Here is a 19792-nt window from a genome sequence, read left to right on the forward strand (position 1 = left end):
ATATGGTCTGCTCTTGATGATGTGCTGATCCTAGTTTGAGTGAATCCTGTTTTGATGTCCTATTTTTTATTATTTCTCTCAGCCTTTGGTGCTGCGACCTTATTGCCGTTACAGTCTGAAGCGGTATTAATGACATTATTGGTACAAGGACTTTCCAATCCTTTTTATCTAATTTTGGTTGCGACCATTGGTAATGTCTTGGGTTCCTGTGTGAATTGGTGGCTTGGACTGAAAATTGAACATTTTAAAGATAAGACATGGTTTCCTGTTTCAGAGCAACGGTTGCTGCAAGCACAACAGATTTATCATAAATATGGTTTTTATTCGCTGCTACTGAGTTGGACGCCCGTGATTGGTGACCCCATTACCTTGATTGCTGGGTTGATGAAAGAGAACTTTTGGCGATTCTTGTTGATTGTCACGATTGCTAAAGGTGGACGTTATCTCACTTTATACGCACTCTATTTAGGAATTTTTTAAAAATGGGAAAGGTGAGATGAGCTTTCCCATTCAGTTTATTGCTCCGTTCCTTTGGTAATATCAACGGTAAATAAGTCATTGGTTTTCAACCAACAATAACTCACTACAGCAAGGGTCATACATCCACCCAGAATGGTTGCCGTAATAGTACCGAGGTATTTGGCTGCAAGACCTGATTCAAAAGCCCCCAGTTCATTACTTGAAGAAACGAACATCCCATTCACTGCTGCGACACGGCCTCGCATATTTTCAGGTGGGAAAATTTGCAAGATGGTTTGGCGAACCACCACGGAAACACTGTCACAAGCACCAGTCATGGCTAAAGCAAAGAGCGACAGCCACATATGGTTCGAGAAGGCGAACAGAATGGTAAACAGACCAAAGCCTGCGACGGCCAACAGCATATTACGCCACGCATGGTGCATGGGCGGAAACTTGGTCAGGACAATCATGGTGATCAAGGCACCAATTGAAGGGGCAGCACGTAAATAGCCAAGACCTTCGGGACCTACTTTTAAGATTTCTTCAGCAAAAATCGGCAACAGTGCAATCACGCCTCCAAAGAGTACCGATACCAAGTCCAGTGAGATTGCCCATAAAACAATTTTGGTTTTCCAAATAAAGCGGAAGCCATCGGTCAGACTTTGCAAGACATTCTCGGTTTCCATTTTTGGAAAGCTGCGTTTCTGTAAGCAATTAATCAAAATAAAGCAGATTGCCAATAATGCGGTTACGGCAAACAGACTGTTTTCTCGGCCAAGAAATGCCAACATAAAACCACCCAACATTGGCCCGATAATGACACCACTTTGCCAGCCGATGGTGGTCCAAGTGGCACCATTGGCATACAGTTCGCGTGGAATCAAAAAGGGCTTCAGTGAGGTTGCTGATGGATTGTAAAAACCGCGAATAGTGCCTAAGCTGAATATGACGGCATAGATGCCCCAAGACAGCGTGCTAATCCCAATTTTTTCTAAGCCATGTAAATGGAACAAACCCCAAAGAACCAAAGGCAAAGGAATGGAAAAGAATAAACAGACTTTCATAATGCTTTGTTTATTCAGCTTATCCGCGAAATATCCCCCCCATAGGGATAGGGTAATGAATGGAATTGCTTCTGCCAGACCAATAAAACCCAGTGTCAGAGGGTCACGCGTGATTTGATAGAGTGAATACGCCACAATAATTTCCTGAATCAAAATGGCCAGCGTTAAGCAAAATTGATTGAGGGTGACGATAGAGAAATCCCGATAGCGCAAGGCGGCGAAAGCATCATTCTGTATATTCATATAGATAGAGATTTAAGAATTTGTTGTTATTATATGCGCTGATTTTGTGCATGTTTCTCATAATTTGAGAATTAATTATGGGAAATAACGTTTGCTGAAAACAGCGCTATTTCTGTCAAAAAATGAGCATTTTGCTTTTGTTTTGAGTAGAGATACTATATGATACTGCCTTCCTTACCTGCAGGTTGATTTGCAATAGTGCAAACGTGCCGAACAGGTGCCCAAAAGAGGTTACTATGGCTAAGTTAAAAACTCGCCGTGGTGCAGCTAAACGCTTTAAAGCGACTGCAAACGGTTTCAAGCGCAAACAAGCATTCAAGCGCCACATTTTGACCAAAAAATCTGCTAAGCGTATCCGTCAATTGCGCGGTTGTGTAATGGTTCACGTAAGTGACGTTGCATCAGTTCGTGCTATGTGCCCATACATCTAAGGAGATTATAAATGGCTCGTGTAAAACGTGGTGTAGTGGCTCATCGTCGTCACAAAAAAATTCTTGCTCGCGCTAAAGGTTACTATGGTGCTCGTTCACGCGTTTATCGCGTAGCGTTCCAAGCGGTAATCAAAGCTGGTCAATACGCTTACCGTGACCGCCGTCAAAAGAAACGTCAATTCCGTGCTTTATGGATTGCGCGTATCAATGCTGGTGCTCGTCAAAACGGTTTGTCATACAGCCGTATGATCGATGGCTTGAAAAAAGCTCAAGTGATCATCGACCGTCGCGTATTAGCTGACATCGCTATGCATGATGCAATTGCATTTGCTGCTTTAGCTGAAAAAGCTAAAGGCGCATTAGCTGCATAAGCTTAGAGATTCAAAGAAGGCCGCTTTTTAGCGGTCTTTTTTTATTTTTAATGAATTGGATTTTCAATAATAGATAATAATCAGAGAGAGATAATGCAAGACGAACAATTTTTAAATGATTTAATTCAACAAATCCAACAAGGGCGTCAATTTAAATATTTATATTTCTGGGGACATACCCCAAAGCAAAACAATCATGTGGATAAAAGTTGTTTTAGCCAGTGGTTTCCATCGCCATTTGAACAGGATGGTGTTGAATATCTCACGGCAGAACATTATATGATGGCGCAAAAAGCTCGACTCTTTAACGATGAAGAGATATTGAATCAGATTTTGAAGGTCACACATCCGAATGAAGCAAAGCAGCTTGGTCGGAAAGTACAGCACTATGATGAACAACTGTGGCAGGACAAGCGTTTTGAAATCGTGGTACAAGCAAACTTGGCTAAATTCTCACACTATCCAGAATTAAGAGATTTTTTACTTGCCACGCATGATCGTATTTTGGTTGAAGCATCGCCTGTCGATAATATTTGGGGGATTGGGTTGGCACAAGATCACCAGCATATCCAAGACCCGAGCCAATGGCAGGGATTAAACTTACTTGGTTTTGCACTCATGCAAGTGCGCGCTCAGTTGCTATAGGCACAAAATGAAAAAGACCGCTTTTTTAGTGGTCTTTTTCATCGGCTAATTTTTTAAGTACTCTATATATGGCATAGATAAAAGCAAGAATCAGTATAAACAGATTGCCCCAAACAACTGCGAAATAAGCTAAGGTCCATAAAGCACAATAACACCATAGCATAGACCATAGAAATTTTATGATTCCTGACCAATGAAGACGGGGTTGGGGTTCAACGGATGAAGTGGTTTCATGCTCTGCTAATGCGGGAGGGGTGGTTGAAAAGTCGATAGGATCTAAAGGTTTTGGAGAAAATTTAAAGGCAGTGTGCTGTTCATGCTGATGACTGATATTTGAGTTCTGATATTGGTTGGCCGTATATTTTAGGATAAGTACGTGGAATTCTTCGAGTGTATTACGTGCTTTTTCAAATTCTAGTTTTTCTGTTTCAGACATGTGCCAGTAATCGCCATTGTCATTTTTGATATGAGATTCATTGTCAAAGCGACTTTTTAAGCGAGCAGCATTGAGCATTAAAATACTGGCATAATTCTTTTTCAGATTATAGGGCAATACTGGGAACTGTTCTTCTATTTGATACATATCGCCTTCATAGCAATTATTATCAGTCAACGGAACAGGGTAACTTCCAAAGCGTCGAGCCACTGCAAAATCATAGATTTGTTCTTGATATTCATTGAAAAAGCTTTGCCAGGAAATAGGTTTTAAATCTTCAGCAATACTGGCAATGGCTGCGACAGGAAGATCGATTAACACATAGTTTTCAACGCTGTCATGGTAGTTGTTGTAGTCTGAGTATAATGGGTATCCATCGTTATCATAGCTTTGCCAAAGTGATTTTTCTTCACAATGGACCAGTGCTTTGAACTGTTGTTGAGGAAAATGGCAGACAAGGCAAAAGTCACCATCACTTTGGGTAAAATTAAAAAGTTTTGATTCACTCAAATAATTTGAGAGATCGGATGCCGAATGTAAACTGATTTTTTCTAGGCCTTGTGATTTCAAACACGTTAAAAAATGCGAAGCAGAGCCTGCCAGTAAATTACCTTGCTCAATATTTCGTAAAATAGGAAAGTGGGTGAAGAGTAAAGGATGGCGGTCTAAAAGCTCGGAATCTACGCCGCCAGTTAAAAATTCATTTCCATAACTGACTAATGCGATTTGACGGTAAATTCTGGGTAAATGGAGATACACTCTTCTTCCTATTATAATCATTTTGAATTGAAGATAGAGTGATCGGAAAGTGATGAGAAAACAATACCATTTTCGCAATATTGGACAAGATCTATATATCTGGGATGTTCATCATTTACTTGAATTAACCAAAACTTGATGCCTAAGAAGGTGTTACTGGCTGATATTCAAGAGTTAAGCGAAGCCTATTGGTTTTCAGAGCAATCTCCAACAACACAACAAATCATTGAGCACGTTCAACTGATTCAAGATGCTGATCTGAGCTATCCAATTATTTTATGTGCGCAAGGGCGTGTGATGGATGGGATGCATCGTGTCGCTAAAGCCTGTTTACTTCAACAAGTAGATATTCTCGCCGTGCAATTTGAACAAACGCCTGAACCTAATTTTATCAATATGGATGCAGATGATTTGGATTATGATGAGTAAGACAATTTATTGATTTATTTAATGATTACATAACCCAAACATGTTCGATTAGACTTTTGGCCTGAAATCTTTTTACAGTAAAGAAAACAGCATCAGGATCAAAATATGTTAGTGAGCGTAGAAGGGTTACAACAAGGTGCATTTGAAACAGAACTGAGTATTGTGCCGAGAAAGGGTGAAACCATCCGAATTTTTTATGGCCCAGATGCTGAAGTTGAAGGGGAAATTGAAAATGTGCATCACATTGTCAATCAGCATGATGGTGGGCATAAAGTGATTATCAGAATTCGACCGACTTTCTAAAACGATAAAATAAAAACCTAGATGGCATGATCTAGGTTTTTTTATGCATGCTGTCTGTTGTTATAGACCAAAATAATAAGCAAGTAGACAGATAATCACAGTCAAAATAATCAGTTTAATGACCCCTGATGTACCAACCTTATGCTGTTGGGTTTTATCCAGTTGATGCGGGATTTCCATCGTTCGGTCAATGATTTCAGGTTCTTCAGCTGTCAACTGGGCCGTTTGATAATGATTTGCTGTTTTCACAATCAGCTTGGCAAATAAATCATCGGTCTTCTGGGAGAAGTTTCGCAAATTGATTTGTTCTTCAGGGCTGAGCAATTCACCCGTCATTGTATAAGGATGTAGTCTTTGTTGTTGTAAATAATCAGCCAAAGCTTGAGTACGATGTAACAGGCGATGTGCACAATCTGCAGGATAATCGGTTGGAATCAAGGCGAGTGGCTGGTTTGGTGGACTGATTGAGTCCAACTCATAGCCATAGAAAGGAAGGTCTTGTTGTTCTGGTTCTGAGAAATGTTCTGCATATTTGCTGTCAAACAACTCTTTCTCCAAGAAAATAGCCACCTGATTCCAATTCACCTTCTGTAAGTCAGCATCAATTTTTTTCGCGAATTTATCATTCAACTCGTAACGCCAAAACACTTCTTGGCGGAGTGTTGTTTGTTGAGATGTCGGTATACCAAAGGCTTGATCACTGTTATCCCATTCAGCCAGTTCTTGCCCACAAATCCACGCGGTTTTTTTATTGCCTTGGTGGCTCACCATAAAATGCGCAAAGGGAAGCAATTCCACATTGGCATTGGGATTCTGTTCATCATTGAGTACGCTGGATAAATGTAGGCTGAGTTTTTTTACCCCTTGTTTTTTTAAGCCTTCAAGCCAAATCTGGAAATGTTGTGCCAACAGGTGTTGAGACAGTAAGTCCCTAAAAAGCAGTCGATTTTGATTGAAAATCGGATGTTCAATCCAGTGGCTAAAATGGAGTTCACCTGCAAGAAACTCATTGCCATAAGTCACAAGTGTAAGCTGTTGTTTCCAGATTTGATCAAGCGCCATCGTTATTCTTTCTCATTGACGAATTAGGGTTTATTGATATTTCACTTTACGAGCTATAGCTCTCATTGCGACAGTGGACATTTTTTTGATGCTACAAGGCATGTCTTATGTAATTTAGCCATTCTAAATAAATAAGACATAACGCCGTAGCTGCGTAAGATAACGCATCTGTCCTTGCGCTGCGATCAAAGCAGTACTTTGATCTTGCTCAGGTTATGGCTAAAACCTCCCTAAACTGTGTTATGAAACTTGACAAGGGATTTGCCATTGTCTGCGTTTCATGCCTTGTTTATGTCGTTTTAGCCGATAACGCAATGCATGGTTGAAATGTCAATAGACCCTAGTATCTTATACATTTTATTCAATTATTGATCTTTTTTTACGAAAATTTAAAGGATTGATGCGGAAATCTAGTTATTTGTCTTTAAATTTAAGCTTTAAAAAGTACGCTATTTAAACAGCGGTTTAGCTTCATAAAATAGGTAAAAAGCTGATAAACTATAGCGTTTTATTATATTTCTATATTTTGTTGCTTTGAGAGTTACTATGTCACTGGAAGCCCTGACCACTGAAGCGCTTGCTGCCATTGCAGCGGCTCAAGACCTTGCCGCACTCGATCAAGTTCGTGTGCAATTTACAGGGAAGAAAAGCCAGCTTGCAGAGCAGTCGAAAGCACTTGGAAAAATGGATCCTGAAGAGCGAAAAGTACAAGGTGCTGCGATTCACGCTGTGCGTGAAGCAATCAATACAGCTTTGACTGAGCGTCAACAGACATTACAACAAGCTGAACTTGCAAAAAAATTAGCAAGTGAAACTATTGATATTACTTTACCAGGTCGCGGTCAGCGCATGGGAAGTATTCATCCTGTTACTCAAGTACAAGAGCGTATTTGCCAATTCTTTACTAAAGCTGGTTTCCAAGTCGCACACGGTCCAGAAGTTGAAGATGACTATCACAACTTTGAAGCCTTAAACATTCCTGGACATCACCCAGCCCGTGCGATGCATGACACTTTCTACTTTGACGCAACCCATTTGCTACGTACACATACTTCAGGCGTGCAAATTCGGACCATGGAAACCAGTCAACCGCCAATTCGTATCGTGTGTCCAGGTCGTGTTTATCGTTGTGACTCGGATCAAACCCATTCGCCAATGTTCCATCAGATCGAAGGTCTGTACGTTGCTGAAAATACCAGTTTTGCTGAGTTAAAGGGTTTATTGATTAACTTACTCAATGAATTCTTTGAAAAAGATTTAAAAGTACGTTTCCGTCCATCTTACTTCCCATTCACAGAGCCAAGCGCAGAAGTGGATATCATGGATGAACGTGGTCGTTGGTTAGAAGTGTTAGGCTGCGGCATGGTGCATCCAAATGTATTGCGTGCTGCAGGAATTGATCCTGATAAATACAAAGGCTTTGCCTTTGGTCTAGGGGTAGAGCGTTTTGCAATGTTGCGTTATGGCATCAATGATTTGCGTATGTTCTACCAAAATGATGTGCGTTTCTTACGCCAGTTTGCCTAAACAGTTTTTCAGGATTAAAGAAGGTTTATACACATGAAAATTAGTGAAAATTGGTTACGCAGCTGGGTAAATCCAGCGATTGATAGCGATACATTGTCTGATCAATTGACCATGTTGGGTTTAGAAGTCGATGAGTTAGCGCCTGTAGCAAAACCATTTACAGGCGTGGTGGTGGGTGAGGTTCTAACCGTTGAACAACATCCCGATGCAGATCGTTTACGTGTCACTACGATTAATATCGGTTCTGGTGAACCCTTACAGATCGTATGCGGTGCGCCCAATGTTCGCGTGGGTATGAAAGCCCCTGTTGCGACGATTGGTGCGGTATTGCCTGGTGATTTCAAAATTAAAAAAGGCAAACTCCGTGGTGTTGAGTCACAAGGTATGCTCTGTGGTGCTTCTGAAATTGATTTAGAAGACAAAATTGATGGTTTGTTAGAGTTGCCTGCTGATGCGCCAGTGGGAATGAATATTCGTGAATATTTAAAACTTGATGACAATGTGATTGACATTAGTATCACGCCAAACCGTGGTGACTGTTTTAGTATTCGTGGTATTGCCCGTGAAATTGCAGTCATTAACCAGCTTGAAGTGAATGAGCCGAAGATTCAGGCTATTACAGCAAGCATTGCTGATGAGAAAGCGGTTAACATCAGTACAGAAGGTACCCCTCGTTATTTAGGTCGTATTGTTAAAAATGTCAATGTGAAAGCGCCGACACCGGAATGGATGGAACAAGCGTTATCACGTTCAGGTATTCGTACGCATAGTATTTTGGTGGATATTACCAACTATGTGTTACTTGAACTCGGTCAACCGATGCATGCCTTTGATTTGGCAAAAATCGAAGGTTCGATTCAAGTCCGTCAAGCGCAGCCACAAGAAAAACTGACGCTGTTGAATGATCAAGACGTTGAATTGCAAGATGACATGATGGTGATCGCCGATGATCAAAAACTATTGGCGATTGCAGGGATCATGGGTGGGTTGGATTCATCGGTAACTGATGAGACTCAAGATATTTTTCTTGAAAGCGCATTCTTTGCACCTTTAGCCATTGCAGGACGTGCTCGTCGTTTCGGTTTACATACCGACTCATCACAGCGCTATGAACGTGGCGTAGACTTTGAATTGCCAATGATCGCCATGCATCGTGCTTCAGAGCTGATTCAAGCCTTTGCTGGTGGTGAGTTTGGTCCAATTACGGTTGCTGAGCAAGTTGCTTTATTGCCAAAGCGTGAAGCGATTGCATTAAAACAAGCACAAGTAGACCAACTGTTGGGCTATCAAGTTGCTGGTGATTTTATTGCTGATGCCTTAACACGTTTGGGCTGTGTGGTGGAAAGCAAAGCACAAGGTGAGTGGAGCATCGTTCCACCATCACATCGCTATGATATGGCAATTTATCAAGACCTGATTGAAGAAGTTGCTCGTATTCATGGTTATGACAATATCCAAATCAGTTTGCCAAAAATTGATGTGAAATTAGAGCAATACCAAGATCGTTTTGAAGTTGCACAATTACGTCAAACTGCGGTGACTTTAGGCTACCAAGAAGCAATTAGTTTTAGCTTTGCCGATGCTAAACTTGAAAAACAATTGAATCCAAATGTACAGCCGCTCATGCTTGCCAATCCGATTTCAAGTGATTTGGCGGCGATGCGTAGCACCTTGTTATCAAGCTTGATTCCTTGTGTTCAGTACAATTTGAACCGTCAACAGCAGCGTGTTCGTTTCTTTGAGTTAGGCTTACGTTTTGATTATCAGAATGCTCAAAGCATTCATGATCTAAAACAGATTCCAACCTTGGCATTAATCGCTGTTGGTTCGCGGACGCCAGAGTCTTGGCATGCGAAGCCGCAGGCAATGGATTTCTTTGATTTTAAAGGTGAGGTTGAAGAAATTTTGGCGGCGGGACGTATCGGTGCTGAGTTTGTTTGTACGCAACGTGCTTGGTTACATCCAGGTCAGTCGGCTGAGATTTTAGTGAATGGACAGTCGATTGGTTATCTCGGTCGCTTACATCCTTCTTTGGAAAATGAACTCGATTTGGGTATAACTTGGGTGGCTGAACTGGATCAGCAGGCAGTTTTGCAATCTTATGTATCTAATTTTACAGAATTATCACGTTTTCCATCGGTTAGACGTGATATTGCGCTTTTAATCTCTGATAATATTGAGGTAAGAGATATTCAGCGGTTAATTGAGCAAACTGGTGGTGAGTTACTCGACTCAGCATGGTTGTTCGATGTGTATACGGGGCAAGGAGTTGAACAAGGCAAACGCTCTTTAGCTTTTGCAGTGCTCTGGCAACATCCAACTCGTACGCTTGAAGATGCTGAAATTAAATCTGGTATGGATAACATTATTCAAGTGTTGGAAGACACTTACCAAGCGACATTGAGGGCCTCATGACAGCATTAACAAAAGCAGATATGGCGGACCATTTAAGTGAGCTTACTAGCTTAAATCGCCGTGAAGCAAAACAAATGGTCGAGCTATTTTTTGACGAAATCAGCCAAGCATTAATTGCGGGTGAACAAGTCAAACTTTCGGGCTTCGGTAATTTTGAGTTGCGTGATAAACGTGAACGTCCAGGACGTAATCCAAAAACGGGTGAGGAGATTCCAATCTCTGCTCGTCGTGTGGTGACGTTCCGAGCGGGTCAGAAATTTAGACAGCGTGTTGGAAATGAGCAGATCGATTGATCTGCTTTTTTTATGCCTAAACTTCTTGGTTTGAGTAAACGATAGGCATAAAAAAAGAGAACCGAAAGGTTCTCTTTTTTTTCTAATCTAGAAACTAGATTATTGTGCAGCAGAAGCAGCAACGTCAGAAGCAGCAGCAGCAACGTCAGAAGCAGCAGCAGCAACGTCAGAAGCAGCAGCAACAACGTCAGAAGCAGCAGCAGTAGTAGCTTCAGAAGCAGCAGCTACAGCTTCAGAAGCAGCAGCAGTAGCGTCAGTAGCTGGCGCTTCTTCTTTCTTAGTACAACCAACGAAAGCTAAAGTAGTAGCAATAGCAGCAGCAACAGCGAATTTTTTGAATAACATGGCATCACTCTCATAAAATTGTGAGATTAAAAAAAACCTAGAGTTAGTCTGTTTGTGCTTTTATTATTCCTAAACGCTTTAGGTAACAACGCAGGGAGCAGCCTAACTGGTCTGTAGCTATCCTATCAAAGCAATTCATGAATTACTACTGTTCTGTCCAACAAAACGACAAAAATGGGCAGAATTTGGCTGTTTTTTGATAGAAAATAACTATGGATAATAAAATTTAAATCGGTAAGTTGCGGAAATAAAATGAGTTATTTTGTAAATATATAGATAAATCAATAAAATAGTATTTTTAGTGAAATTTTTTAAAAAATGTAAATGTTGTGTAAGCATGTCAACCAAATAAAAAAAGCTACCATTAAGGTAGCTTTTTTGACTGAGGCTTAAGTTGATGCTTTTCGTTTCATTTGATCAAAGAAGTCATCATTGGTTTTGGTTTCTTTCATCCGATCCAATAAGAATTCCATCGCTGCAAGTTCGTCCATTGGGTGAAGTAGTTTACGTAAAATCCAAACTTTACGTAGATTTTCTTCACTCATGAGGCGTTCTTCACGGCGCGTACCTGATTTCTTGATGTTCATAGCAGGGAACACGCGTTTCTCTGCGATACGACGGTCAAGGGTAATCTCTTGGTTACCTGTACCTTTAAATTCTTCGTAGATCACATCATCCATCTTACTGCCTGTTTCAATCAAGGCTGTTGAGATGATGCTGAGTGAGCCACCTTCTTCAATATTACGTGCAGCACCAAAGAAACGTTTTGGACGTTCTAAAGCATGTGCATCGACACCACCTGTTAACACCTTACCTGATGAAGGGATGACAGTGTTGTAGGCGCGTGCAAGACGGGTAATCGAGTCAAGCAGAATCACAACATCCTTCTTGTGTTCAACCAGACGTTTCGCTTTTTCAATGACCATTTCAGCAACTTGAACGTGACGGGCAGGTGCTTCATCAAATGTAGATGCAATCACTTCACCACGAACAGTACGCTCCATTTCGGTGACTTCTTCAGGACGTTCGTCAATTAAAAGCACAATTAAGAATACTTCAGGGTTATTACGAACAATCGACTGCGCAATGGTTTGCAATAACATTGTTTTACCCGCTTTTGGCGGTGCAACAATAATAGAACGTTGACCTTTACCGATTGGCGCAATTAAGTCGACAACACGAGAGGTTAAATCTTCAGTGGTCCCATTACCGAGTTCCATGACCAGTTGTTCAGTCGGGAATAAAGGTGTGAGGTTTTCAAATAAGATTTTATTACGTGAATTTTCAGGTGTATCGTAGTTAATTTGGTTTACTTTTAATAAAGCAAAATAACGTTCACCTTCTTTTGGTGGGCGAATCGTACCTGTAATGGTATCACCGGTACGTAAGTTAAAACGGCGAATTTGCGATGGGCTGACATAGATGTCATCTGGTCCCGCTAAATATGAACCAGCCGCAGAGCGTAGGAAGCCAAAACCATCAGAAAGAATTTCGAGAACGCCATCACCAAAGATTTCTTCGCCGTTCATGGCATGGCGTTTTAAAATGGCAAAAATAATATCTTGTTTACGGTTACGTGCCATGCCTTCAAGGCCCATAAACTCCGCAATTTTAATGAGTTCGCCAATGGGTTTTTTCTTGAGTTCAGTTAAGTTCATAAGTGGTCAGACAGAATGGAATAAGTGGAGGACTACGTTAGGGAAAGAATAAAAATCGACCGCATACATACATGCTGAGGTAATTGTATTTACACAACCACGATTCAGTAGTCTGGTTCATTGTTTCAGAGAGAAATGTGAAAACAATTGTTTATTGCCGAGCGGCGATCTTATGTTTTGTGTCTTGTAAGAAGCGCAATGAAGTAGATTCCATTCAAAGCTTCTTGATCCAGAAATATAGAGGAAATCAAGCAAATTGTCAATTTTTACGAAGAAATACGCGATTCAATGAATCGCGTATTTCTTCTATTGACTCTAAACAATTGGATTAGATGTTTTGGTCAATGAAAGCGGCAAGCTTTGAACGTGGTGCTGCGCCAACTTGTTGAGCAACAACTTCACCATTTTTAAACATCAATAATGCTGGAATATTACGGATGTTGTATTTAACAGCGGTATCTTCACATGCAGTCACGTCAACTTTAACGATTTTTACTTTACCTGCATATTCATTGGATAAATCTTCAAGCACAGGTGCAATTGCTTTACATGGTGCACACCAGCCAGCCCAGAAATCAACAAGTACAGGAGTTTCAGCATCTAAAACATCTGCTTGGAAGTTTGTATCAGTTGTATTAACAATAGTCGCAGACATGAGGTTGCTCCAATTTTAAGAAATAAAGTGCGAATTTGATCATCATCACGATGAATATTACATTGCTACTTTATTCAATGTAAGGGTTTGTTCTGATTATTCAAGTTTGAAAATGAAAAGTCTAATGGATGCTCACGATGTTGATCATCGACTTCTACAATCATTTATGCACGAAAAGCGAAAATACGCGACTTTTATTGCTTAAAATGACTTTAAAATTGTAAGCATGTGAATTACTCTAATGCGTGAATTGAGCATGGGTTTATATGAATAATGTCTGATTTTCTGATTGATGAAGAATTACTTGCTGCGATTGATATGGGATCGAACAGTTTCCATCTGGCAATCGCTCGTGTTGATCACGGTGAAGTTAAGAAAGTTGCTTCAATGTCAGAAAAAGTACAGTTAGCAGCTGGGCTTGATGAAAATAAGAATTTAACTGAAGCTGCACAGCAGCGTGGACTGGCATGTTTAGCCCGTTTTGTTGGGCGTTTGAGCTCAGTGCAACCGAATCGTTTACGTATCGTGGCAACCAATGCGTTAAGACAAGCAAAGAATGGTCACGAATTTATCCAAAAAGCAGCCGAAATTTTACCAAAACCCATTGAAATTATTGCAGGTCGTGAAGAAGCACGTCTAATTTATCTCGGTGTTTCACATACCATGGCCAATGGCGGTCGACGCTTGGTGGTGGATATCGGTGGGGGGTCAACCGAGTTTATCATTGGTGAGGAATTTGAACCGCTACATACTGAATCCTTACAAATGGGCTGTGTTGCCTATAGTAAAACCTATTTCCCAGATGGTGAAATTACCAGTAAAGCCTTTGATAAAGCGGTGGTTGCAGCGCGTAAAGAAATGTCCGCCATTGCCAATACTTATAAATCTGTCGGTTGGGATACCGTGGTTGGTTCGAGTGGAACAATTAAAGCCTGTCGTCAGATCGCAGTGAATCTGGGTTTAAGTGATGAGCAAGAAAACCTAACCCGTGACGGTTTATATAAATTAAAAGAGCGCTTGCTCAAATTTAAGCATATTTCTGAAATTGATTTTGATGGTCTACGTGAAGACCGTCGAGCAGTTTTGCCAGCCGGTCTTGCGATTCTATATGCCATTTTTGAAGTTTTAGATATCGATAAATTGGCATATTCTGACGGTGCATTACGCGAAGGCGTGATGTATGACTTGCTTGGTCGTTTTAAACATGAAGATATTCGTGACCGTAGTGTGCAAGCGTTAATGGGGCGTTATAACGCTGATCCAAAACAAGCTGAACGTGTGGTCAATACAGCACAAGAGTTATTCGACGGCGTTGCAAATGCATTGAATTTAACGACTGAAGACAGTGACTTACTGCGTCGTGCAGCTTATTTGCATGAAATTGGTTTGGCGATCAGCCACGGTGGTTACCATCGCCATGGCGCATATTTATTGCAACATTCGGATATTCCGGGCTTCTCACAAATTGATCAAAATCATCTTTCGCATTTGGTTTCACATCATCGTCGTAAGTTACGCGCAGATGCAAAAAATGACGTTTTAAAGGTCGGAGGCAGTCATTTACTCTATCTTTGCCTATTACTGCGTCTTGCTGTTTTGCTGAACCATAGTCGTAGTGATCAGATGCTTCCTGCCATTGAACTAAGTGTTGTAAATGATCAACAATGGCAACTCAGCGTTTCTGGTGATGCTAAACAATGGCCTTTATTGGTTGCAGATTTGCATGATGAGCAAGTGCAATTTAAACATTGGGACATTGAGTTAAATATTCAGTCAGACAAATTTGTTGATTAACAATACATCCTCGTTAGGGATTATCTACGACTTATGAAAAATAAAGCGACTCAGTCCAAGGCTTGGGCTACGGTTCAAATTGCACGACATCCTGAACGTCCGCAATTTCTAGATTATGTCAGTGAAATCTTTACTGAATTTGATGCCCTTCATGGCGACCGTTTATTTGGTGATGACGGTGCCATGATTGGTGGTTTGGCACGTTTTGATGGACAACCGGTGATGGTTGTAGGCCAGCATCGTGGCCGTAGCACCCGTGAAAAGTTACAGCATAACTTTGGGATGTGTAACCCAGAAGGTTATCGTAAATCACAACGTTTGCTTGATATGGCAGAGCGTTTTAATTTACCTGTGTTTACTTTTGTCGATACTATGGGTGCATACCCAGGCGTAGGTGCAGAAGAACGTGGCCAGGCAGAAGCCATTGCGACCAGTTTGGCACAACTTTCAAGCTTGAAAGTGCCGGTGATTGCGACCATTTTAGGTGAAGGTGGTTCGGGTGGTGCTTTGGGTATTGGTGTTGCTGACCGTGTGATTATGCTGTCACATAGTATTTACTCGGTGATTTCACCTGAAGGCTGTGCATCTATTTTGTGGAAGACTGCAGATAAAGCGGCTCAGGCGAGTGAGGCGCTGGCTTTAACCGCAGACAAACTTAAGGCTTTAGGTATTGTCGAATATGTTGTGGATGAAGGTGAGGGGGCACATACGCAACCTGAAAAAGTCATGCATGATTTGAAAGATGTGTTAAAACAAGCCCTAGAAGAATTGCAACCGATGGATGCACAAGAACGATGCGATGCACGTTATCAACGTTTAATGAAGTTTGGCAGCAGCAATTTAGGCATCGCGTCTTAGCACAAACTCAGCATTTTTCTGAACAAGCTCAATTCCTGATTGGGTGTAGCGGCGGCATGGATTCCATGCTGTTGCTGTATCTGATGTCTGAACTTTTTCCAAGCCGAACCCGTGCGATTTATATCGATCATCAACTGCAAAGCAGGAGTGATGAATGGGGGCGGCTGGTTCAACAGCATGCTGATGTACTCAATATTCCTTGTATTCTCCAAAAAGTCTCGGTCGAGGCAGGAAACTTAGAACAACAGGCGCGTGATGCCCGTTATCAAGCATATCGGCAGCATTTAAAATCCAATGAGATTTTGGTGTTAGCCCATCATCAGCAAGATCAAGCTGAAACATTGTTATTACGGTTATTCTCGGGGGCTGGGGTCAATGGACTTGCGGCTATGCAGCAGCTTGATGTTCGTCAAGAGATAACCATTTGGCGACCGTTTCTGGAACTCAGTCGTGATCAGATTGAGCAATGGACCGTGCAGCTTGGTTTTGACTATGTGACGGATCCAAGTAATCACGATACCCATTATGATCGGGCATGGTGTCGAGAACAGCTCTGGCCGATGTTGCAACAACGTTTTCCTAAAATGCAGGCGGCTGTCACACGCAGCAGTTATTTGATGCAAGATGCAGCTGAAATACTGGATCAGGTGTTGCAAGTAGATTGGCAACAATGTGCCACCGATCATCAGCTCGATTTGATCGAATTGGCACAACTTTCGGCTGCTCGACAACGTCAGTTGTTGTCTGCTTGGATGAAAGGAAATGATCAATATCGTCCCAGTTTCGACATGGTGCAACGCTTACAACACGAAGTAATTCTGGCAAAACCTGATGCGCAAGCAACTGTGCATTTCAATCAACATTATTTCGTTCGCTATCAGAAGACGTTATATCGTTTAAGCTATGATGAGTTCTATGCAGAAAAACGATCCCCTGTTTTGCCAGTACAGACACAGCGTTATCAAATGTGGCAATCATTTGCGCTTGCAGCAGGGAAATTTAAGATTGAATCTCAAGCGATGGGGCTTTCAGCTCAATTGTTGGATCGAGAGTTGACGCTTATTTTGCGACAGGGGGGTGAAAAAATTCACCTATATGGACGTGTTGGTCATTGGCCATTGAAAAAAGCCATTCAAGAGGCGCAGATTTTGCCTTGGTTACGTCATACAATTCAAATATTAGTTGTAGATAATGTTATGCTTGGGGTTTTTAGCCCAAAGGGTTTTTGGTTGGCGCAATCTGATTATTTAGAGCAGGGCGGTTGGCAACCAAGTTTAATTTCTGACTGTAATGACTTTTTTCAGCAGTCTTTTTCACATGATGAGTAGGACATGGCGACAACATTGAATCAAAATATTTGTTTTATTGGCGGCGGTAACATGGCGCAAGCCTTGATTGGTGGACTGCTGTCTCGTGGTTTACCCACAACCCGCATTACGGTTTCTGATCCTGTAGAACAAATTCGTCACATCTTAGAAGAAAAAAGCATTCAAACCACAACAGACAATGTGGAAGCGATTAAAAATGCGGATGTTGTTGTATTGGCGGTAAAACCACAGGTATTGGCAACGGTATTACAACCATTAAAAGGGCTATTGTCAGATAAACTGGTCATTTCAATCATTGCGGGTGCTGAAATTCAGACCATTTCTGATTTAATTGGTGGTAGTCAACGTATTGTTCGTGTCATGCCGAACACGCCTGCATTGGTACAAACAGGTGCGCATGGTATTTATGCATCTGATGCTGTGAATGCTCAAGATCGCGAGTTAACCAGTCAAATTTTAGCGGCAACTGGTTTAACCATTTGGGTTGAAACGGAAGCTCAAATTGATGCGGTCACAGCAGTCTCTGGTTCGGGCCCTGCATATTTCTTCTATTTAATGGAAAGTATGATCCGTGCAGGTAAAAACTTGGGCTTAGATGAGAAAGTCGCGACTGCATTAACGCTGCAAACCGCGTTAGGTGCAGCCCAAATGGCGATTACCAGCTCGAATTCTCCCGCAGAATTACGTAAAAATGTGACCTCTCCAAATGGTACAACCCAAGCAGCTTTAGAAGTGTTTGATCGTGCGCAGATTTCACAAAATATTCAAGCAGCGCTTGCAGCAGCTCAGAAGCGTAGCCAAGAGCTAGCACAAGAGTTGAGTGACAAGACTAAATCGGTTTAAGTAGGATAAGACAATTATGGGTGCAAGTTCTGCGCTAATTTTTGGTGTTTTGATCAATGTTGCAATTTTATTGGTCTTTTTCCGTTTTTTAATGCAATTGGCGGCAGTGAGTCCATACAATCCTGTGGTGCTTTCAACCGTGAAAGCCACCAAGATTGTAGATGTTTTTAGCCGTATTTTCCCAACAGTGGGTAAGGGCCGTGTCAATTTAGCGGCGGTTGCGTTGTTGATGGTGCTCTATCTGCTGAAAATGTTCGGTCTGATGTATTTGTCTGGACAGATGCCGCATAGTGCGGTGTATCTGGTGATCACCACCTTTGTGACTATGATTCAGGACTTGATTCGTTTCTGTCGTTATTTGATTTTTGCCACCATTATCCTGAGTTGGGTGGTGATGTTTACTCAGACACGTTCACCTTATATCGAAGTGATTCAAGAATTGGCTGAACCATTGCTTGCACCATTCCGTCGCTTATTGCCGAACATGGGGATGATTGACCTGTCTCCAATCTTGGCGTTCTTGGCTTTGTACGTGGCTGAGATTCTGATGAATGAAGCGGCTAAAGTGCTTTTAACTGGTCTTTAAGCAAATCTGATTCAATAAAAAAATGGGCATAAGGCCCATTTTTTTATTTCTTGATCCAGCGCTGTCGAATTGCTCGATTTAACGGATTGGAGAAATAGCGTGCAATGAAAGCACCTAGCCCAATCGCAAGCAAAAAATAAATCAACAATAAAACCAGCTTAATGTTGCCCTCAGTCAATGCAGGCGTATAAAACAGCTTAAAAGTACCTAAAATAATCAGATGGAATAAATAAATTTCATAACTATTTTTGCCAATCTCCTGTAACCACTTGAAACGTTGTGTCTGCGTGATGGCGTGTTCATTGGCAATGTTTGCTAGAATCAGAGTGGCGGTTGCAAGTGCAAATAGACTAATGCCCCAAACACAGTTTTGTTTAATCGGTGCTGAAAAGTAAATGATGAACATGGTCGCAATGGCGATATATTTCAGTGCTAACCAAGTTTTGGCTTGGAATTTCAGCTGCGGTGCGATCAGTGCCGCAATACAGCCAAAAGCAATCCCGTCAAAACTAGAGAAGTAATGATAGAGGTAGGCACCACTTTCTTCAGCATAATGTAAATATCTAAAATACGGTGCAAATATAATCAGGGCAACACAGGCAAATAGAAAGTAGTTTTTTTTCTTAAATAGCAGTGCTGTCAGCGGAAAAAGAAGATAAAACACTTCTTCAACTGATAACGACCAGAGCACCCCAAGTGCATAGTTGACCCAACCATTTTCAATAATCAGGATGTTCATCCAAAAGGTTAGTGCTGCCAAGTTGACCGTTGATTGCGCCACCATAATGCCGTTTGGGGCTTGGGTCATAAAGGGTTTCAGCTCAAATGCCCCTAACAAGTTCACCAGACAGATCAGCAAAATCAAGGTCGGCATGATGCGAGCAAATCTTGAAATATAAAAATCCCGCGTATTGATTTGATTGAGTGCACCCCAGCGCTTGATGGTGTGTGAAGTGATTAAGTAGCCAGAAATCACAAAGAACATGGTGACCCCATAGTTGCCATTTCGAGCGAATAGTGTGGTGATATTTTCACCCAAAATTTGGAAGTTAATTGAGGTGTCAAACAGTTTATAGGGGATATTAAAGTGGTGCAGTAACACCAAGCAGATTGAAATAAAACGCAGTGAATCAATTGAGTGATGGCGATTAAATTGAACTTGATTAAAGGACATTGTGCATTCCCTTCTCCTATAAAGATTAATTTTTATCAAGGATTCTTTATTGATCGAATATTCTTTATTATGTGCGTTCTTGTAGCGCAGGGGGAGTTTTGCCCCCTGTCT

Annotated in this window: 20 protein-coding genes and 1 pseudogene; 14 read left to right on the plus strand and 7 right to left on the minus strand. The window is 41.4% G+C overall.

What is annotated here, in order from left to right; translation table 11 throughout:
• Positions 1 to 54: 54 nt before the first annotated feature.
• The gene (locus F957_RS04460; protein ID WP_016542074.1) at positions 55 to 480 is read left to right on the plus strand and encodes a YqaA family protein; all 426 of its coding nucleotides are present in this window, start codon (positions 55 to 57) and stop codon (positions 478 to 480) included.
• Positions 481 to 515: 35 nt separating this feature from the next.
• Here the strand turns inward: F957_RS04460 and F957_RS04455 are convergent, their stop codons facing one another.
• Positions 516 to 1769, minus strand: coding sequence for an MFS transporter (locus F957_RS04455; protein WP_016542075.1), 1254 nt, complete (start codon positions 1767 to 1769; stop codon positions 516 to 518).
• Between the two features lie 236 nt (positions 1770 to 2005).
• Here F957_RS04455 and rpmI point away from each other — a divergent pair, with 236 nt between their 5' ends.
• The 3 genes from rpmI (at position 2006) to F957_RS04440 (ending at position 3216) form a co-directional block, all read left to right on the plus strand.
• Positions 2006 to 2200, plus strand: a complete 195-nt coding sequence (gene rpmI / locus F957_RS04450) for a 50S ribosomal protein L35 (RefSeq protein WP_004637967.1) — start codon at positions 2006 to 2008, stop codon at positions 2198 to 2200.
• Between the two features lie 11 nt (positions 2201 to 2211).
• The gene (rplT, locus tag F957_RS04445; protein WP_004655655.1) at positions 2212 to 2571 is read left to right on the plus strand and encodes a 50S ribosomal protein L20; all 360 of its coding nucleotides are present in this window, start codon (positions 2212 to 2214) and stop codon (positions 2569 to 2571) included.
• 93 nt (positions 2572 to 2664) lie between these two features.
• Positions 2665 to 3216, plus strand: coding sequence for an NADAR family protein (locus tag F957_RS04440; RefSeq protein WP_016542076.1), 552 nt, complete (start codon positions 2665 to 2667; stop codon positions 3214 to 3216).
• Between the two features lie 25 nt (positions 3217 to 3241).
• Here the strand turns inward: F957_RS04440 and F957_RS04435 are convergent, their stop codons facing one another.
• A complete protein-coding gene (locus F957_RS04435) occupies positions 3242 to 4411 on the minus strand; it encodes a hypothetical protein (RefSeq protein WP_016542077.1) in 1170 nt (389 codons plus the stop codon).
• Positions 4412 to 4463: 52 nt separating this feature from the next.
• Between F957_RS04435 and F957_RS04430 the strand changes: the two are divergent.
• Both F957_RS04430 and F957_RS04425 read left to right on the plus strand, forming a co-directional pair.
• Positions 4464 to 4840, plus strand: a pseudogene (locus F957_RS04430) (hypothetical protein).
• 105 nt (positions 4841 to 4945) lie between these two features.
• Positions 4946 to 5143 (plus strand): hypothetical protein, encoded by a 198-nt coding sequence (locus F957_RS04425; protein ID WP_004655648.1) that lies wholly within the window; start codon positions 4946 to 4948, stop codon positions 5141 to 5143.
• 60 nt (positions 5144 to 5203) lie between these two features.
• On the opposite strand, the gene F957_RS04420 is transcribed toward F957_RS04425, so the two are convergent.
• On the minus strand, positions 5204 to 6205 hold the full coding sequence (locus F957_RS04420; protein WP_016542079.1) for a hypothetical protein: 1002 nt from the start codon (positions 6203 to 6205) through the stop codon (positions 5204 to 5206).
• A 546-nt stretch (positions 6206 to 6751) separates the two neighbouring features.
• On the opposite strand from F957_RS04420, the gene pheS reads away from it, so the two are divergent.
• The 3 genes from pheS to F957_RS04405 are packed head-to-tail and all read left to right on the plus strand — an operon-like array spanning position 6752 to position 10440.
• Positions 6752 to 7732: a phenylalanine--tRNA ligase subunit alpha gene (gene pheS / locus F957_RS04415; RefSeq protein WP_005239606.1), complete on the plus strand. Its 981-nt coding sequence runs from the start codon at positions 6752 to 6754 to the stop codon at positions 7730 to 7732.
• A gap of 33 nt (positions 7733 to 7765) precedes the next feature.
• Positions 7766 to 10147 carry a phenylalanine--tRNA ligase subunit beta gene (gene pheT, locus F957_RS04410; RefSeq protein WP_016542080.1) on the plus strand — a complete coding sequence of 794 codons (2382 nt, stop codon included), beginning with the start codon at positions 7766 to 7768 and terminating at the stop codon, positions 10145 to 10147.
• A complete protein-coding gene (locus F957_RS04405) occupies positions 10144 to 10440 on the plus strand; it encodes an integration host factor subunit alpha (protein WP_000126166.1) in 297 nt (98 codons plus the stop codon). The genes pheT and F957_RS04405 overlap by 4 nt, the downstream gene beginning before the upstream one ends.
• A 99-nt stretch (positions 10441 to 10539) precedes the next feature.
• Here F957_RS04405 and F957_RS04400 read toward each other — a convergent pair whose 3' ends face one another.
• The 3 genes from F957_RS04400 to trxA all read right to left on the minus strand — a co-directional run bounded on the left by F957_RS04400 (position 10540) and on the right by trxA (position 13098).
• On the minus strand, positions 10540 to 10785 hold the full coding sequence (locus tag F957_RS04400; RefSeq protein ID WP_016542081.1) for a hypothetical protein: 246 nt from the start codon (positions 10783 to 10785) through the stop codon (positions 10540 to 10542).
• Positions 10786 to 11174: 389 nt separating this feature from the next.
• Complete coding sequence (gene rho, locus F957_RS04395; RefSeq protein WP_004655640.1) at positions 11175 to 12443, minus strand: transcription termination factor Rho; 1269 nt, start codon at positions 12441 to 12443, stop codon at positions 11175 to 11177.
• Between the two features lie 328 nt (positions 12444 to 12771).
• A complete protein-coding gene (trxA, locus tag F957_RS04390; RefSeq protein ID WP_004655637.1) occupies positions 12772 to 13098 on the minus strand; it encodes a thioredoxin in 327 nt (108 codons plus the stop codon).
• Positions 13099 to 13371: 273 nt separating this feature from the next.
• Here trxA and ppx point away from each other — a divergent pair, with 273 nt between their 5' ends.
• The 5 genes from ppx to F957_RS04365 are packed head-to-tail and all read left to right on the plus strand — an operon-like array spanning position 13372 to position 18507.
• Entirely contained in the window at positions 13372 to 14892 is a 1521-nt protein-coding gene (ppx, locus tag F957_RS04385) for an exopolyphosphatase (RefSeq protein WP_016542082.1), read from the plus strand.
• 33 nt (positions 14893 to 14925) lie between these two features.
• Positions 14926 to 15750, plus strand: a complete 825-nt coding sequence (locus F957_RS04380; RefSeq protein WP_004655633.1) for an acetyl-CoA carboxylase carboxyltransferase subunit alpha — start codon at positions 14926 to 14928, stop codon at positions 15748 to 15750.
• A 56-nt stretch (positions 15751 to 15806) separates the two neighbouring features.
• Positions 15807 to 17078 (plus strand): tRNA lysidine(34) synthetase TilS, encoded by a 1272-nt coding sequence (gene tilS, locus F957_RS04375; RefSeq protein ID WP_016542083.1) that lies wholly within the window; start codon positions 15807 to 15809, stop codon positions 17076 to 17078.
• Between the two features lie 3 nt (positions 17079 to 17081).
• Positions 17082 to 17921, plus strand: a complete 840-nt coding sequence (proC, locus tag F957_RS04370) for a pyrroline-5-carboxylate reductase (protein WP_016542084.1) — start codon at positions 17082 to 17084, stop codon at positions 17919 to 17921.
• A 16-nt stretch (positions 17922 to 17937) separates the two neighbouring features.
• Positions 17938 to 18507 (plus strand): YggT family protein, encoded by a 570-nt coding sequence (locus F957_RS04365; RefSeq protein WP_016542085.1) that lies wholly within the window; start codon positions 17938 to 17940, stop codon positions 18505 to 18507.
• Positions 18508 to 18550: 43 nt separating this feature from the next.
• Here the strand turns inward: F957_RS04365 and F957_RS04360 are convergent, their stop codons facing one another.
• Positions 18551 to 19681, minus strand: coding sequence for an acyltransferase family protein (locus F957_RS04360; RefSeq protein ID WP_016542086.1), 1131 nt, complete (start codon positions 19679 to 19681; stop codon positions 18551 to 18553).
• Positions 19682 to 19792 lie beyond the last annotated feature (111 nt).

Source organism: Acinetobacter gyllenbergii CIP 110306 = MTCC 11365, assembly GCF_000413855.1.
GTDB classification, from domain to species: Bacteria; Pseudomonadota; Gammaproteobacteria; order Pseudomonadales; family Moraxellaceae; genus Acinetobacter; species Acinetobacter gyllenbergii.